The organism is Limnobacter sp. G6BE5S, from assembly GCF_058448965.1.
Map to the genome: position 1 here is coordinate 207,833 of NZ_JBZFLM010000003.1, position 14,081 is coordinate 221,913.

General features: G+C 53.2%; 14 protein-coding genes. 10 read left to right on the top strand and 4 right to left on the bottom strand.

Annotated features, from left to right (window positions below; all coding sequences use genetic code 11):
- Window positions 1–85 precede the first annotated feature (85 nt).
- On the bottom strand, window positions 86–1,351 hold the full coding sequence (locus ACVL1J_RS06685; RefSeq protein ID WP_341236833.1) for a lipase family protein: 1,266 nt from the start codon (window positions 1,349–1,351) through the stop codon (window positions 86–88).
- Window positions 1,352–1,465: 114 nt separating this feature from the next.
- On the opposite strand from ACVL1J_RS06685, the gene ACVL1J_RS06690 reads away from it, so the two are divergent.
- The gene (locus tag ACVL1J_RS06690; RefSeq protein WP_341236832.1) at window positions 1,466–2,071 is read left to right on the top strand and encodes a TetR/AcrR family transcriptional regulator; all 606 of its coding nucleotides are present in this window, start codon (window positions 1,466–1,468) and stop codon (window positions 2,069–2,071) included.
- On the opposite strand, the gene ACVL1J_RS06695 is transcribed toward ACVL1J_RS06690, so the two are convergent.
- Entirely contained in the window at window positions 2,038–2,658 is a 621-nt protein-coding gene (locus ACVL1J_RS06695; protein ID WP_341236831.1) for a carboxymuconolactone decarboxylase family protein, read from the bottom strand. The genes ACVL1J_RS06690 and ACVL1J_RS06695 overlap by 34 nt on opposite strands.
- A gap of 242 nt (window positions 2,659–2,900) precedes the next feature.
- Here ACVL1J_RS06695 and ACVL1J_RS06700 point away from each other — a divergent pair, with 242 nt between their 5' ends.
- The 9 genes from ACVL1J_RS06700 (at window position 2,901) to ACVL1J_RS06740 (ending at window position 10,706) form a co-directional block, all read left to right on the top strand.
- Window positions 2,901–3,197, top strand: coding sequence for a phenol hydroxylase subunit (locus ACVL1J_RS06700; RefSeq protein ID WP_341236830.1), 297 nt, complete (start codon window positions 2,901–2,903; stop codon window positions 3,195–3,197).
- A 28-nt stretch (window positions 3,198–3,225) separates the two neighbouring features.
- Window positions 3,226–4,239: an aromatic/alkene monooxygenase hydroxylase subunit beta gene (locus ACVL1J_RS06705; protein ID WP_341236829.1), complete on the top strand. Its 1,014-nt coding sequence runs from the start codon at window positions 3,226–3,228 to the stop codon at window positions 4,237–4,239.
- The gene (locus tag ACVL1J_RS06710) at window positions 4,236–4,538 is read left to right on the top strand and encodes an MmoB/DmpM family protein (protein ID WP_341236828.1); all 303 of its coding nucleotides are present in this window, start codon (window positions 4,236–4,238) and stop codon (window positions 4,536–4,538) included. Before ACVL1J_RS06705 ends, ACVL1J_RS06710 begins: the two co-directional genes overlap by 4 nt.
- A gap of 40 nt (window positions 4,539–4,578) precedes the next feature.
- Window positions 4,579–6,120, top strand: coding sequence for an aromatic/alkene/methane monooxygenase hydroxylase/oxygenase subunit alpha (locus ACVL1J_RS06715; RefSeq protein ID WP_341236827.1), 1,542 nt, complete (start codon window positions 4,579–4,581; stop codon window positions 6,118–6,120).
- A gap of 33 nt (window positions 6,121–6,153) precedes the next feature.
- Window positions 6,154–6,516 carry a phenol hydroxylase subunit P4 gene (locus ACVL1J_RS06720; protein WP_341236826.1) on the top strand — a complete coding sequence of 121 codons (363 nt, stop codon included), beginning with the start codon at window positions 6,154–6,156 and terminating at the stop codon, window positions 6,514–6,516.
- 18 nt (window positions 6,517–6,534) lie between these two features.
- Complete coding sequence (locus ACVL1J_RS06725) at window positions 6,535–7,593, top strand: NADH:ubiquinone reductase (Na(+)-transporting) subunit F (RefSeq protein ID WP_341236825.1); 1,059 nt, start codon at window positions 6,535–6,537, stop codon at window positions 7,591–7,593.
- A 14-nt stretch (window positions 7,594–7,607) separates the two neighbouring features.
- Window positions 7,608–7,934, top strand: a complete 327-nt coding sequence (locus ACVL1J_RS06730) for a 2Fe-2S iron-sulfur cluster-binding protein (RefSeq protein ID WP_341236824.1) — start codon at window positions 7,608–7,610, stop codon at window positions 7,932–7,934.
- Window positions 7,935–7,964: 30 nt separating this feature from the next.
- Window positions 7,965–8,900: a catechol 2,3-dioxygenase gene (locus ACVL1J_RS06735; RefSeq protein ID WP_341236823.1), complete on the top strand. Its 936-nt coding sequence runs from the start codon at window positions 7,965–7,967 to the stop codon at window positions 8,898–8,900.
- A gap of 141 nt (window positions 8,901–9,041) precedes the next feature.
- On the top strand, window positions 9,042–10,706 hold the full coding sequence (locus ACVL1J_RS06740; RefSeq protein WP_341236822.1) for a sigma 54-interacting transcriptional regulator: 1,665 nt from the start codon (window positions 9,042–9,044) through the stop codon (window positions 10,704–10,706).
- A 98-nt stretch (window positions 10,707–10,804) separates the two neighbouring features.
- Here ACVL1J_RS06740 and ACVL1J_RS06745 read toward each other — a convergent pair whose 3' ends face one another.
- Window positions 10,805–12,109, bottom strand: a complete 1,305-nt coding sequence (locus ACVL1J_RS06745; protein ID WP_341236821.1) for a DUF1329 domain-containing protein — start codon at window positions 12,107–12,109, stop codon at window positions 10,805–10,807.
- Between the two features lie 18 nt (window positions 12,110–12,127).
- Window positions 12,128–14,056 (bottom strand): DUF1302 family protein, encoded by a 1,929-nt coding sequence (locus ACVL1J_RS06750; protein ID WP_341236820.1) that lies wholly within the window; start codon window positions 14,054–14,056, stop codon window positions 12,128–12,130.
- Between the last annotated feature and the right edge of the window lie 25 nt (window positions 14,057–14,081).

The following is a 14,081-nucleotide window of genomic DNA, read 5'->3' on the forward strand; positions in this document are numbered from 1 at the left end:
AAAGTAAACGATTTATTAAAAACAACAGAATATTCGAATCAATGACTTGTAAAAGCAACCCGGTGCCGCAGCCTTGAAAAGAATCTCAGTTACACCGCATCGCCGTGGGCGCCAATAAAAAGTCGCGGCCTGCAAACCGGCTCTCGATAAAATCCAGAGCCTCGGGTGTAAAGCGTGAACCGGTCAAGTGCTCACCAGTCAACGACCTGAGGTAGGTAACAGGTGTGCCCTTGGCACACCAAGCATCCACCACTTTGTCCACGCCCTCGACAGGGATGACCTCATCCAGAATTTCATGATAGAAAAACACCGGGATACGTGGGTTGCCCGCTGCCTGCGGCAAGGAAATTGAATTTTCCAGTTCCAGCATGTGCGGCTGGTTGTAGAAATCTGCCACATTCACATACTTGCTGATGTTGCCGCTGGCCCCCTCGCTGCCATCGGCCGGCACGCCCCCACAACCATCCTTGATGGCGTTGGCCACACGCAATCCTTCCGCATTCAGCCTGCCTTCAAACAGCTGAGGAAACTCCCGATTAATTCCCACCAAGGCGCTGAACACAAGGCCAAAGAAGAATTGATCTTCAGCACCGCGCGCCACACCCAGTAAGTCTGCAGGCGTGCCGCCAGACACAGCACCAATCAGGTTCAATTCATTGGCATACACCGGGTGAAGTGCGGAGGCCCATGAGGTAGCAATTGCACCACCGGAATAACCCCACATCATCGTGGGTACATTGCCTTGAAGCCCAAGTGGCTCAAAAGACTGCGCTGCGCGAATCGCATCCAGCGTGACTTGCCCAGACAACTTGCCTGCGCCATAGGTGTGGTACGGCCCTTCAAAATCGGGAAACACCATGGTCCAGCCCAATGCGTTCAAACCAGCGCCATAGCTGCCATAGTTGATCACCCCGTTGTCGGCATCGCTGCTGCCCGACAAGGTTTGCGAGGGTGTACAGCTGGCTCCTAAACCGTTGTAGGCAATTTGAAAAGAAACCAGCTTTGGCGATGCGCTGGCAACGGTCGGCTTCACCACCGTGGCCATGCCCACAATGGGTTCGCCAGCAGAATTTCTGCTTGCAAACTTGATTTGCCAGGCCTCATTGGGCAGGGTTTGCCCGTTCAAGGTAAACGGCACCGGCCTTGAGCCCAGAATGCTGCCCGGCGCACGATGCAATTCTTGCTCACTGGCGTGGTAAAACGTATCGGGCTCCACCTCGGGGGCAAAGGCCACATCGGCCTTATTGACCTGCGCAGCCGATACGCGCGTGCTAGGTGCGCCATCCCCTCCACAAGCTGACAAGCCAATCACCAAGCACATCAACAGGCTTGATCGGTAAGAAATAGTCATGGCTTGATCTCCGGATTCGCTATTTAAACTTTATTTACACTTACATAACTGTAAGTCTATTTGTTCATCTTATACTGAGGCGACCAATTGCCGGATTCAACTTTGGAGAAAGAAATGCCCTCAGCAATCGAAGGCCATCAACACGGACGTGTGCCGCGTGAAGTGCGCGCAAAGCAACTGCTGGATGTGGCCGAGGTGGAGTTTTCCCGCTTGGGCTACCAAGCCACCTCGATTGATGCGATTGCCGAAGCAGCCGGTGTTACACGCCCAATGATCTACAACCTGTTTCAGTCCAAAGACGGCATTTACACCGCTTGCCTGAAAAGAGCCCGTGGTGCACTGGAAGCCCGAATACTAGAAGCGTTTTCTGGCAAAGCCAATGTGAAAACAAAATTACACAGAGGCTTTGAAGCATATTTCTCGTTTCTGGAAGAATACCCATCAGCCTGGGCTTTGCTTTACGGTGGCGGCAACGCTGTAAGCGGGCCTGCTGCACAAGAAATCCTGAGCCTGCGTTTCAACACCGTGCAAGTGATTGCTGCCCTGCTGGCCAAAGAGCTTGAGAAACCGGTGAACGAAGAATTGATTGTGCTGGCCCACACCATTTCTGGCGGCGCTGAACAAGTGGCCAAGTTGTGGCGCGAACGGCCCGAGTTGAATTCAGGGAAGTTGGTGAAGCAGTTGACTCAAACTTTTTCAAGCAGCTTGTCCAGCTTGTGATCCAGCGGCAAACCCGTTGAATTCAATACCCCCGCCAACATTTCATAGTGGCCGATCAGCATCAACACTTCCAGCAATTTGCGGGGGCTGTAATGCTGCTCCAACTCAGCCCAGGTGCTGACCGATACCATGCGCTCGTGATGAAATTCATCACAAGCCTTCATCAGTGCTTTGATACGCGGCTCGAAATTGGGTGCTGTTTCCCCCAAAGGCACTTGCACAATATCATCCTCAGACAAGGCCGTGCGCAATCCAATGTCAACATGCTGGCCCCACTCGTAGCGGCAACGGCAATTCCAGCCCACACGCAATATCACCAGTTCCGTGTCGCGCCGATCAATTTCGCCGTAAGGCATCATGCGTGCGGCAAAACCCAACCAGGCTTTGAACAACCTGAAATTGCGTAACAACATCATGAACAGGTTGGAGGCCTCGAGTTTGCCCACTTTGTTGATCACACGAATTGCAATGCGTGCGAACAAACTCATTTCCTCTGGCTTCAAGGGTGCCACACGAATGCGCTCGGCTTTGCGCCAGCCGCCCTCGGGAACCAAATGACCAATTTTGTTGCGCTGCGCCTCACCCATTGAACTGTCTCCTGTCTGTTTTTATTGCGTTTATTCAACCACGAATACACAGACTGCAATTCACAGGGGTAATACATTTCACCATTTGATCAACTTGCACCGCAGCAATTCATCTTTTGAGTACCCGTAAATTTCTTAGAATATCCCCTCTATTTTTTCAAATCCTCATTCTTTCAATCACTTAGCCTGCATGGCACACCCCTTGCCCCCTATTACAGGGAAATCAAGCAAGAGGGTTCCAAATGATCAAAGAAGTCAAATTATCCAAAAGCGACACCCCGCCACCGGAGATGAACGGAATTCTGGAGGCATCGATTCCACGTTATGTGCGCGTTACCGGCACCTTGAATGATCGCTTTATCGAATTCGAATTTTCGATCGGCGATCCCGAATTGTGTGTAGAGCTGGTCATGCAATTCGACCAGTTTCGGGAATTTTGCAAGCTGCACAAAGCCGTGGAATTAACGGCCGAACAATGCGCATGGCTGGACTACGAACGCTTGAAATGGCAGTTCGGCCAAGCCGGCGTCAGCGAATAAAAACCAAATAAAGGAAGGAGAAGACATTATGCAAGTCGACATCAAAACGTCGAATATCAAACAACTGCGAAACACGTTCTCGCACGTGGCCCGCAGGCTGGGTGCAGACAAACCTGCTTCGCGTTATCAAGAAGCCACGTTCGACATGCAGTCGGACACCAACTTCCACTATCGCCCAATTTGGGACCCACAGTACGAGCTGTACGACACGGCACGCAGCGCCATCAAAATGGCTGACTGGTACAGCTTCAAAGACCCACGCCAGTATTACTACGGTGTGTACACCATGAACCGCGCGAAACAGCAGGATGCCGCTGAAAAGCAGTTTGAGTTTGCCGAGAAGCGCGGTGTGTTTTTCAACCTGTCCGAGAAAGACAAAGAACACCTGATTTTTGCGGTGCTGCCGCTGCGCCACTACGAATGGGGCGCCAACATGAACAACTGCTTTTGCACCAGCTTTGGCTATGGTGCGGCAGTGACCCAGGCCACCATGTACAACACCATGGATCGCCTTGGTTTGGCGCAATACGTCAGCCGTTTGGGCTTGCTGCTTGATGGCAACACAGGCGATTCACTGGAAGTGGGCAAGCAACACTGGCTGCACACCCCGGAATGGCAGGAACTCCGCCGCAGCATGGAAAACCTGTTTGTGACCAAGGACTGGTTTGAAGTGTTTCTGGCCCAGAACCTGGTGATGGACGGCCTGCTTTACCCCATGTTCTACAAGCACCTGGAAACACGACTGAATCCGATTACAGGTCAAACCTTCTCCATGTGTACCAACTTCATGCAGGAGTGGTTTACAGAAACCCAACGCTGGGTCGATTCAACGGTAAAAACTGCCGTCGATGAATCACCAGAAAACAAGGAAATTCTGAGCCGCTGGTTCGACATCTGGATGGTGGAAACCACCCGCGCTTTGCAACCCCTCATGACCGCGCTGTTTGCGGAAGAAGCCGCCAGCACTTTCATGCAAATCAAGGAAGAACTGTTGGTGCGTGCCAAGAAAATTGGTTTGAAAAGCCCCGGAGCCCCAGCATGAACGATCTGACCAAAAAGCGAACTTCCACGCCCGTTTTCATTGCGTTTGTGACGAACGACGACACCCGAAACATTGTTGAGGCCATTCGCGAAGACAACCCCCAAGCCACCGTGGAGGAATTCCCGGCAATGGTGAAGATTGAATCACCGGGCCGCTTGGTGGTGAAACGGCAAAGTGTGTCAGACCTGATGGGTCGTGACTGGGATCTTCAGGAAATTCACCTAAACCTGATTTCACTGTCGGGCAGCATCAATGAAACAGAGGATGAATTTGAACTGTACTGGGGCCACGCGGCTTGAAGCCCAACCCCGGAAATTTTCAACTTGAAGGAGTAGAGACATGAGCGCAGTACCCAAGAACACAGGCAACAAAAAACTGGGCCTGAAAGAAAAATACGGCATGATGACCCGCGGCCTTGGATGGGACACCACTTACCAGGCCATGGACGATGTGTTTCCGTACGACCAGTTTGAAGGCATCAAGATTCACGATTGGGACAAGTGGGAAGACCCCTTCCGCCTGACCATGGACGCCTACTGGAAATTCCAGGGCGAAAAAGAAAAAAAACTGTACGCCATCATTGATGCATTCGCTCAAAACAATGGCCAGTTCAATGTGACCGATGCACGTTACATCAACACGTTGAAGCTGTTCCTCACGGGTGTTTCTCCACTGGAATATGCAGCACACCGTGGCTATGCCCATGTGGGTCGTTCCATGCGTGGTGTCAGTGCGCGCATCGCTTCGCAAATGCAAGCAATCGACGAGTTGCGCCATGCACAAACCCAAGTGCACACCATCAGCCACTACAACAAGTTTTTCAACGGCCTGCATGACTTCCGCCACATGCACGACCGTGTGTGGTACCTCAGCGTGCCCAAGAGCTACTTTGAAGATGCACAATCGGCTGGCCCCTTCGAATTCATTACAGCCATCTCGTTTTCTTTTGAGTATGTATTAACCAACCTGCTGTTCATGCCCTTCATGAGCGGTGCCGCCTACAACGGCGACATGGCCACGGTTACTTTTGGTTTCTCGGCGCAGTCGGATGAATCGCGCCACATGACACTGGGCCTGGAAGTGGTTAAGTTCATGCTGGAACAAGACCCGGGCAACCGCGAGATTGTCCAGAAGTGGATCGACAAGTGGTTCTGGCGCGGTTACCGCCTGCTGGCGCTGGTGTCGATGATGATGGACTACATGCTGCCCAAGCGCGTGATGAGCTGGCAAGAAGCCTGGGAAACCTACTTCGAGAAAAACGGTGGCGCACTGTTTGAAGACCTGAGCCGCTATGGCATTCGCATGCCCAAGTACCACGAAGTGGCCAGCAAAGAAAAAAGCCGCCTGAGCCATGAAGTGTGGGCCACCTTCTACAACTTCAGCCACGCTGCCGCATTTCACACCTGGGTGCCCGAAGAAAGCGAATTGAAGTGGCTGAGCGAGAAGTACCCCGATACATTCGACAAGCACTATCGTCCACGCTTCGAGCACTGGGATGCCCTTCAAAAAGAAGGCAAACGCTGGAGCAACCCCGGCCTGCCCATGCTGTGCCAGGTGTGTCAGGTTCCCACTATTTTCACAGAACCCGATGACCCCACAAAAACCTGTCTGCGAGATTCCACCTACCACGGCATGAAGTACAACTTCTGCTCCGATGGCTGCAAGGACATTTTCGACAACGAGCCGGAAAAGTATGTTCAAAGCTGGTTGCCTGTGCACCAGATTTTCCAGGGCAACTGCGGTGGCGAAGGCTTGGACAACGTTCTCAAGTACTACAACCTGGTGCCAGGCCAGGACAACGGCGAATACATGGGCAGTCAGGACCAGACCAACTGGGAGCAATGGACGGGGCGCAACCACAAAGACGCACCCGCCACCTGACACACCACGACAACAAGTAAAGAGGAGAACAACATGGCACTGGTTTCATTGCACCCCGGCTACACCGGGCAAGTGCGCGATCTTGAGGAAAATTTTCACGGCAACCGTTTGCTGTTTGTGAACTGGGAGCACCACCTCATGTTTTGCGCACCCATGGCCCTGCCGCTGCCACCCGCCATGCCTTTCGGGGCCTTGGTGAACGAGGTGCTGCCATCGCTGTATGGCAGCCACCCCGACTTTGCAAAAATTGACTGGAGCAAAGTTCAGTGGCAACACGGGAGTGACGATTTCACACCCGACCTGAGCAAATCGCTGGATGAAAACGGCCTGGCCCACAAGTCAGTGCTGCGTTTCACAACCCCCGGCTTGACGGGCCTTTCCGGCTCTTGCGCTTAAGTACAAGGGAGAGCCCGCATGAGCTATCAACTCACCATCGAGCCCATTGGCGCCACGGTGGACATTGAAGAAGGTCAAACTGTACTGGACGCCTGCTTGCGGGCGGGTGTCTGGCTGCCCCATGCCTGTGGCCACGGCCTGTGCGCGACCTGCAAAGTGCAGGTCGTGGATGGCGATTTCGAGCATGGCGAAGCATCCCCGTTTGCACTGATGGACTTCGAACGCGATGAACGAAAAATCCTGGCGTGCTGCGCCACGGTGGAATCGGACATGGTGATCGAGGCCGAAGTCGACGAAGACCCGGATGCACAATTCATCGGCCTTCAAGACTTCGCAGGGCGCGTGGTCAAAGCCGACATGCTCACCCCCACCATTCGTGGCATTTGGCTGGAAGTGGATACGCCGGTTCAGTTTCAGGCTGGCCAGTACATCATGCTGAAAGTGCCTGGTGTGCAAGGCGAGCGTGCGTTTTCGATTGGCAATGCACCGGGCACCAACCAGGTGGAATTGCATATTCGAAAAGTACCAGGCGGTGCCGCAACCACCTGGCTTCACGACGAACTGAAGGTGGGCGATTCGCTGGAATTTACTGCACCACTGGGTCGGTTTTTCACGCGCAAATCAGCCAACTTGCCGATGATTTTCCTGGCTGGCGGCTCAGGGCTTTCCAGCCCGAAAGCCATGATTGAAGAATTGTTCAATGAAGGCTGCACGCTGCCGATCACCTTGGTGCAAGGCGCGCGCAATGAAGCCGAGTTGTACTACCACAATCACTTTGCGGAGCTGGCTGCACAGCACCCCAACTTCACTTACATCCCGGCTTTGTCGGATACCGATGTGGGCGACAACTGGACGGGCGCAAAAGGCTTTGTGCACGAGGCTTTGAAAGCACACTTCAACAATGATTTTCGTGGACACAAAGCCTACATGTGCGGCCCACCGCCCATGATCGAAGCATGTATTTCGACACTGATGCAAGGCCAGTTGTTTGAAAGGGATATTTACACAGAGCGGTTCCTGACCTCGGCCGATGCAGAAGGACTGGCCAAGAAAAGCCCGCTGTTCAAACACGTGTAGGGAGGGCCACACAGATGCATCGCGTGGCCATTCAAAACACCAAGGAAGAGTACACCTGCGGACCAGAAGACAACTTGCTGAAAGGCATGGAACAACTGAACCGCAAAGGCATCCCGGTGGGGTGCCGTGGAGGCGGATGCGGCGTGTGTCGTGTCCGAATTGAATCGGGCGAATATCACACCCTGAAAATGAGTCGGCAGCATGTGACCGCCGAAGAACAAGCCCAGGGCGTGGTGTTGGCCTGCCGATGTTTTCCGTTGACCGACATTGAACTGTCGGCCCTCGGAAAAATGGAAAAGTGCATTGCGAAGCATTTTGCCAAGCAACCCATGCACACATAGCAATAAAACCATAGGGATAAGGAGATCAACATGGCAATGAAGGGCGTTTTAAGGCCAAGCCACGTGGCGCTTCGGGTACTGGATTTGGAACCAGCCGTGAAGCATTACACCGATGTGCTGGGCCTGCTTGAAACCGGGCGCGACAAACAGGGCCGCGTGTATTTGAAAGCATGGGACGAACATGACCACCACAGCGTGGTACTGCGCGAAGCCGATGCCGCTGGCATGGATTACATGGGTTGGCGCGTGGACAGCGTAGACACCTTGAAAGACTTGTCTAAAAAAGTAACTGAAAGTGGACTGGCCACGGACTGCTGCTGGATTGCAGCAGGCGAACATCTTGAAACCGGAGAGCGCTTCCGCTTCACCACCACCACCGGCCACACCATGGAATTGCTGGCTGAAAAAAACAAGGTAGGCAACTGCCTGCCGCTGGTGAACCCAGACCCCTGGCCCGATGGTTTGAAAGGCATGGCGCCCTCACGCTTTGACCACTGCCTGTTGTACGGCGATGACCTGGATGGTGTGGTGAAGTTGTTCACTGAGGTGCTGGGCTTTGACATCACCGAACAGGTGGTGGCTGAAGACAACCATGACTTCCGCATCAGTGTGTTCCTGAGTTGTTCAACCAAGCCACACGATGTGGCCTTCATTCGCCAACCCATGAAAGGTGCGTTCCACCACGCATCCTTTATTCTGGACAACTGGGGTGAAGTACTGAGAGCAGCCGACATTATTTCCAAAAAGAAAGTGTCGCTGGATTTGGGCCCCACACGCCACGGCATTACCCGCGGTGAAACCATTTACTTCTTTGACCCCTCGGGCAACCGCAACGAGGTGTTTGCCGGTGGGTATATTCACTACCCCGACAAGCCGATCATCACCTGGACCAGCGACGATCTGGGTCGGGCGATTTTTTACCACGACAGAAAGCTCAACGAGAACTTTTTGGGCGTATTCACTTAAGCAACACCCTGCTTCTGGCGGGCCATTCGTGCGGCCCTTGAAAGCTCAAACGGGGTCGCTTCCCCGCTTGGGCTTTTTTACATTTTTTGTTTCAAAAACAAGGCATAATCAAAAGAAAAAAACCCAGAGGCACATGGAGACATGAATACTGTGACCGACCTGCAATCCCTGTTGAAATTCAACCTGCCCTCTGGCCACATTTGGCTGGATGAGCAACGCATGCTGTTGATGCACGCGCGCGCCCTGGGCGCCTTGCGCAAAGAACTGTTTGAAACCCTGGGTTTGAAGCGCGCACGCGGCCTTTTGGTGCGGCTTGGCTTTGCCTCGGGCATCCGCGATGGTCAGGTGGCCCTGAAGCACAGGCGCGCCGGAAGCTCGGTCGAGGAAGCCTTCATGCTGGGCCCCCAACTGCATACGCTTGAAGGCATGGTGCAGGTTGAAAAGCTCAGCATGGAAATCAACCTGTCCACCAAACACTTCTACGGTGAATTTGTGTGGAAGAACTCCTGGGAAGACGAAGCCCATGTTGCCGACTACGGCCAAGGCGATGAACCAGCTTGCTGGACCATGATTGGCTATGCCTCGGGTTACACCAGTGCCTTCATGGGCAAGCTGGTACTGTTCCGTGAAATGGAGTGCATGAGCCAAGGAGATTCGCAGTGCCTGATCATCGGGCAAAGCGCGGAGGCCTGGAACGACCCCGACTACGAGGACTATTTCAAGGCCCAGGCGTTTGCAGAAGAATTGATTGAATATCACATGGCTGCGGAGAAGCTCGACAGTGCGCTGATTCGCCGCCGCAGCAACGACGACCTGGTGGGTGTGTCGCCTGCCTTCATGCAAGCTTTTGAATTGCTGCAACGCGCAGCACAGGGCAGTATCACCGTGCTGCTGTTGGGCGAAACCGGCGTGGGCAAGGAAATGTTTGCCCGCTGGCTGCACGACAACAGCCCGCGCGCCAAAGGCCCCTTCCTGGCAGTGAACTGCGCAGCCATTCCCCACGAGCTGATTGAAGCCGAATTGTTTGGTGTTGAAAAAGGCGCTTACACCGGTGCGCACACGCCACGCGCGGGCCGATTCGAGCGCGCCGATCACGGCACCTTGTTTCTGGATGAAGTGGGCGACCTGCCGTTGTCCACGCAAGTGAAATTGCTGCGTGTGCTGCAAACCGGCGAGTTCGAACGCCTGGGTTCAGAACGCGTACAAAAAGTGAATGTGCGCATTGTGGCGGCCACCAATGTGGAGTTGCAACAGGCCATTCGCGAAAACAAATTCCGCATTGATTTGTATTATCGATTGAATACTTTCCCCATCAAGATTCCGCCACTTCGCGAACGGCAGGCTGACATTTCGCCCCTGATCAACCGCTTCATGACGAAGTACTGCGCAAGCTACAACAAGAAGCTTTTGGGGCTCACAGACAAAGCCATGCAAGAGGTAATGAGCTACGAGTGGCCAGGCAATATTCGTGAACTGGAAAACCTGATTGAACGCGCTGTGGTGCTTGCGCCCGATGGTGGCTATGTAGAGGCCTGCCATCTTTTTGATGACCGCATTGAGCCCTGCAAGGAAAGATCACAACTGAACGCGCAAGGCGAATTGGCCCCAGTTGAAAACCGGCCCATTGATGACCTGTGCCATGAAATTCTGACCAAAAACGTGGGGCTGGACACACTGGAACGCCGTCTGATGCAAACCGCCTTGAAACAGGCCAAAGGCAACTTGTCGCAAGCGGCACGCGTGTTGGGTATTACGCGCCCCCAGTTGGCCTATCGCTTGAAGAAAGAAGGCATTCCGCTGGAGTGATAAAAAAAGGCAAATTCCTGAAATTCAGAAATTTGCCTTAAAGCCTCCTGGAGGAGGATCAGTTCCGGCGAGACGCTACCGGAAAGCGGATGAAACGATCAGTTGCCACCGCGCATAAACTGCACGCGCATCATTTCAGGTGGAGTCAACTTGGGGTCTACCAAGCCTTTGAACTGCCCAGTGGTGCAGTGCTGGCTTTGCACATCCACCATACTGAAGCTGTCATCAATCGCAATGCCAGTGCCCTTGTTAATGGGGTGGTGGAAATCGGGGTGGCTCTTGCCAATGGTCCAACTCTTCCACAACTCATTCTTGCGGTCATACACCAGCGTTCTCGACACAGCGAAAGTTTGCGCATCCACATGCATCACGCGTTTGCCAATCGGGTGTGATGCACTCACAGGTTTGGCTTCCAGCACATACACTTTGCGCAGTTGCCAGGTAATGTCCGGGTAACACTGACCCTGCCCCGTGAAATTGATGAACTTGAATCCATCGGATTCTTTGAATTCATCGGTTAGCTTCATTTCATTGTGGTTGTAGAAAGGCATCAGAATGTTCTTGGTGCCTTTGTAGCTCCAGCTCATGTCAGACACACGGCCGTTGTAACCCTCAAAGTCCTCAATCATCAGGTCAGAACCCAGAAATGAATCCGTGGTTTGACCCGTGGCCAAGCGACGCACACGGCGCTGAAAACCAAGGTACAAGTTGGCTTCGTCCAGTTTTTGATCATCGTCGTAACGCTGAATCAACAGCTGGGTGTCTTTCAAATCCTGAGGCTCAAGTACCTTCACATAAATCGCCCGGAAGAAGTCAGACGGGTTCGGTGAAATTTCAGGCGTGGGGTTGTGCTGCACGCGGTGCTTGAAATTCAGGAAGTGAAAGTTGTACTTGATGGTGCGTTCCAGTTGGCCTGTTTGCAGGTTACGAAACTTCCAGTAGAAAGGATAAATGGCCGCGCCATCGCCCCAGTTAATACCGTACTTGTAGTTCCACGCCAGCTTTTCACCAGCGCGTGAATCCTTCAGATCGGGTTCTTCAAGAAAAGGCCGCCCTCCGGCAAACCCGGTCAAGTCACCATTCTTGGGACCCAGCTTGGTTTTACCCAGATTCTTGCGGCTTGCTTCCACATAAAACTTGTCCACATCAAAGCTGGTGGTTTTGCCCACCTTGATGTCGTACCAACCGTTCTTCACGGCCATGTACATGCCAGGGTCCAAGGCCTCCTTGAACTGCTCTACGTTGGCCTTGTTCACCACCGCGCCAGCTTGCAAACCGGGCACGGTAGGAACACCGCTCTTATAAGGATTGAATGAGTTTTGCAAGTCTGCTTCCGTGGCTGCATGGGCAGTGCCCAAGGCGCTTACTGTTGCAATCGAAATGGCGAGTGTTTTCAGTTTCATGGTGTGTCTCCTGTCTGATTAGAAGTTGTAACGCATCTGCACAAACAGATCGTCTTCTTTGAATGCCGCGCCAATTGGGCCTGCGCGGAATCGGCCAAGTGGTTCAAAACCGCCCAAACCTGCTGAGCCTGACATGGACCCGGGTGGGCCAGTAACGCCGGGATAGGGGTTGCAAGAGCGGCAATCGTCAAACTTGTATTTGTCGTTTTCGCCCACTTTGAAGTTGGCACCAAACACAAACTTCAGGTTGTCGCTGTACAGCCATTCCACTGAAGGCGCAATGGCAGTGGCTTCGGCTTTGAAGTCGTGCGCCAGAATCAATGTTGGGCTGACGCGACCATTTTGCAAAAAACCCTTCACCAACAAAGTGCCGATGGCATTGGTTTCCCAATCAGGCATGCCTGCAATACCCAGTGGGCGCTGCTCAACTTCATGATCAAAAATATGCTGCACAAACAATTGACCTGAAATCAAGGTAGCGATGCGCGGGTTGATCCAGTCGATGAACGTTGGGCGATCCACACCTACCACAGCGCGGAACACATTGTTCTCGGAATACAACTGAGGGCGCAGTGTGTTGGCAAATTCCTCACCTTCAGTCAACGCAGCTTCTACCCGCACAGCGGCAGCAGCGGCTTCAACTTGAAAGTCCAGGGAACCACCCACCAGGTTCACACGCGGGTACACAAAATCAAAGGCGATCAAATGTGTGTTGTCAGGTCCCTGCGGCGCACCCGTGCCCACGTTGGTGGCACCACTGGTGATCCCCCGCAGTGAAGGTAATTGTGAACGGTAAGTGAGCGCATTCAGAGAAAAGCCCAAGCCATCGGCTGTAATGCCTTCGTACTTGATACCCAATTGCGTGTTGTCCAGTTTCCAGTCAGGCAAGTAAACATCCCGAATACCAATTTGGCCTGGACCGAAGTTGGCTGCAATCGATTGGCGTCCATCAGCGCCTGGAAGGAAGTTAGACACGGTGCCACCGTTGTCCCACAGGTTCTTCAAACCACGGAACAGACAGCCTGCATCCAGAATCACGTTGGGTTGGCCACACTGACCCAGGTTATTCGGGCGAAACTTATCGAAGTTCCACACCACCTGCAGGTTTCGATCCTGCATGGTTTCTGAAGGACCCAAGCGCCATTCGGCCTGCGCAATCCACATGGGAATGCGAATGTCTTCCAGCTCGTCGTAAATGTTGTTACGGGAAAAATCAACGGGGTTGATCACATCAAGCACACGGAATAAATCAGTACGACCCCACACCACTTGCTGTTTGCCTACTTTCACAAAAAGGTCGGTGCCGTCTTTCAGGGGAAAAGTATTGGTGGCGTAGGCTTCACGAATGAAATCGAGCCGGCTGTTGAATTCCGGGTGACGCAGTTCATTCAAGGTCAGGTCACCATAACCACCAAAATCCACGCAACCACGTGAATCGTAATCACAGGGGCGCACAGGCACACCAAAAGCAACACCACCATCGGTGCTGTGCCAACGGTCACCCAACACCCGAAATCCCTCGTTGGGATTGTTGGGATACGAACCGGCAGGGGCTCCAAACAAGGGTGCACCACCACCGTGCGGAACAGAACCACCAGGCTGACCAAAGCTTTCAATCTGAATTGCACCGCCAGCAGTCTTGCCAAACTGATCTTTGTTCAGGTCATACACACCATCGTAGGTGCCTCGAAATGTACCGTTGTAGCGCCATCCGTTCTTACCGGTTTTCCGACCTTCAGCAATCAGTGTGTTCCTGAACTTGGCCATGCCCACAGACTCGCCTGTGTTGTCCTCACCGCGATACACAGAGTGATTCTCGTAAAACATGTCCACTTCATAATCTTCGCCTTCAAACGTTGCTGCATTTGCAGTGCCGTGGAGCAGGCCGAAAACGGCGGCTGCCAACACTGCGCGGTGCAGAGCGGGTTTTTGTCTCATCTTGTTCATGTTGCCCCTTCTCCTTTGTTGCTGT

Coding starts and splice junctions, on each gene's coding strand:
- ACVL1J_RS06740 (WP_341236822.1), top strand. CDS start 9,042: ATGAATACTGTGACCGACCTGCAATCCCTGTTGAAATTCAACCTGCCC.
- ACVL1J_RS06715 (WP_341236827.1), top strand. CDS start 4,579: ATGAGCGCAGTACCCAAGAACACAGGCAACAAAAAACTGGGCCTGAAA.
- ACVL1J_RS06735 (WP_341236823.1), top strand. CDS start 7,965: ATGGCAATGAAGGGCGTTTTAAGGCCAAGCCACGTGGCGCTTCGGGTA.
- ACVL1J_RS06705 (WP_341236829.1), top strand. CDS start 3,226: ATGCAAGTCGACATCAAAACGTCGAATATCAAACAACTGCGAAACACG.
- ACVL1J_RS06710 (WP_341236828.1), top strand. CDS start 4,236: ATGAACGATCTGACCAAAAAGCGAACTTCCACGCCCGTTTTCATTGCG.
- ACVL1J_RS06745 (WP_341236821.1), bottom strand. CDS start 12,109: ATGAAACTGAAAACACTCGCCATTTCGATTGCAACAGTAAGCGCCTTG.
- ACVL1J_RS06690 (WP_341236832.1), top strand. CDS start 1,466: ATGCCCTCAGCAATCGAAGGCCATCAACACGGACGTGTGCCGCGTGAA.
- ACVL1J_RS06700 (WP_341236830.1), top strand. CDS start 2,901: ATGATCAAAGAAGTCAAATTATCCAAAAGCGACACCCCGCCACCGGAG.
- ACVL1J_RS06725 (WP_341236825.1), top strand. CDS start 6,535: ATGAGCTATCAACTCACCATCGAGCCCATTGGCGCCACGGTGGACATT.
- ACVL1J_RS06720 (WP_341236826.1), top strand. CDS start 6,154: ATGGCACTGGTTTCATTGCACCCCGGCTACACCGGGCAAGTGCGCGAT.
- ACVL1J_RS06695 (WP_341236831.1), bottom strand. CDS start 2,658: ATGGGTGAGGCGCAGCGCAACAAAATTGGTCATTTGGTTCCCGAGGGC.
- ACVL1J_RS06750 (WP_341236820.1), bottom strand. CDS start 14,056: ATGAACAAGATGAGACAAAAACCCGCTCTGCACCGCGCAGTGTTGGCA.
- ACVL1J_RS06685 (WP_341236833.1), bottom strand. CDS start 1,351: ATGACTATTTCTTACCGATCAAGCCTGTTGATGTGCTTGGTGATTGGC.
- ACVL1J_RS06730 (WP_341236824.1), top strand. CDS start 7,608: ATGCATCGCGTGGCCATTCAAAACACCAAGGAAGAGTACACCTGCGGA.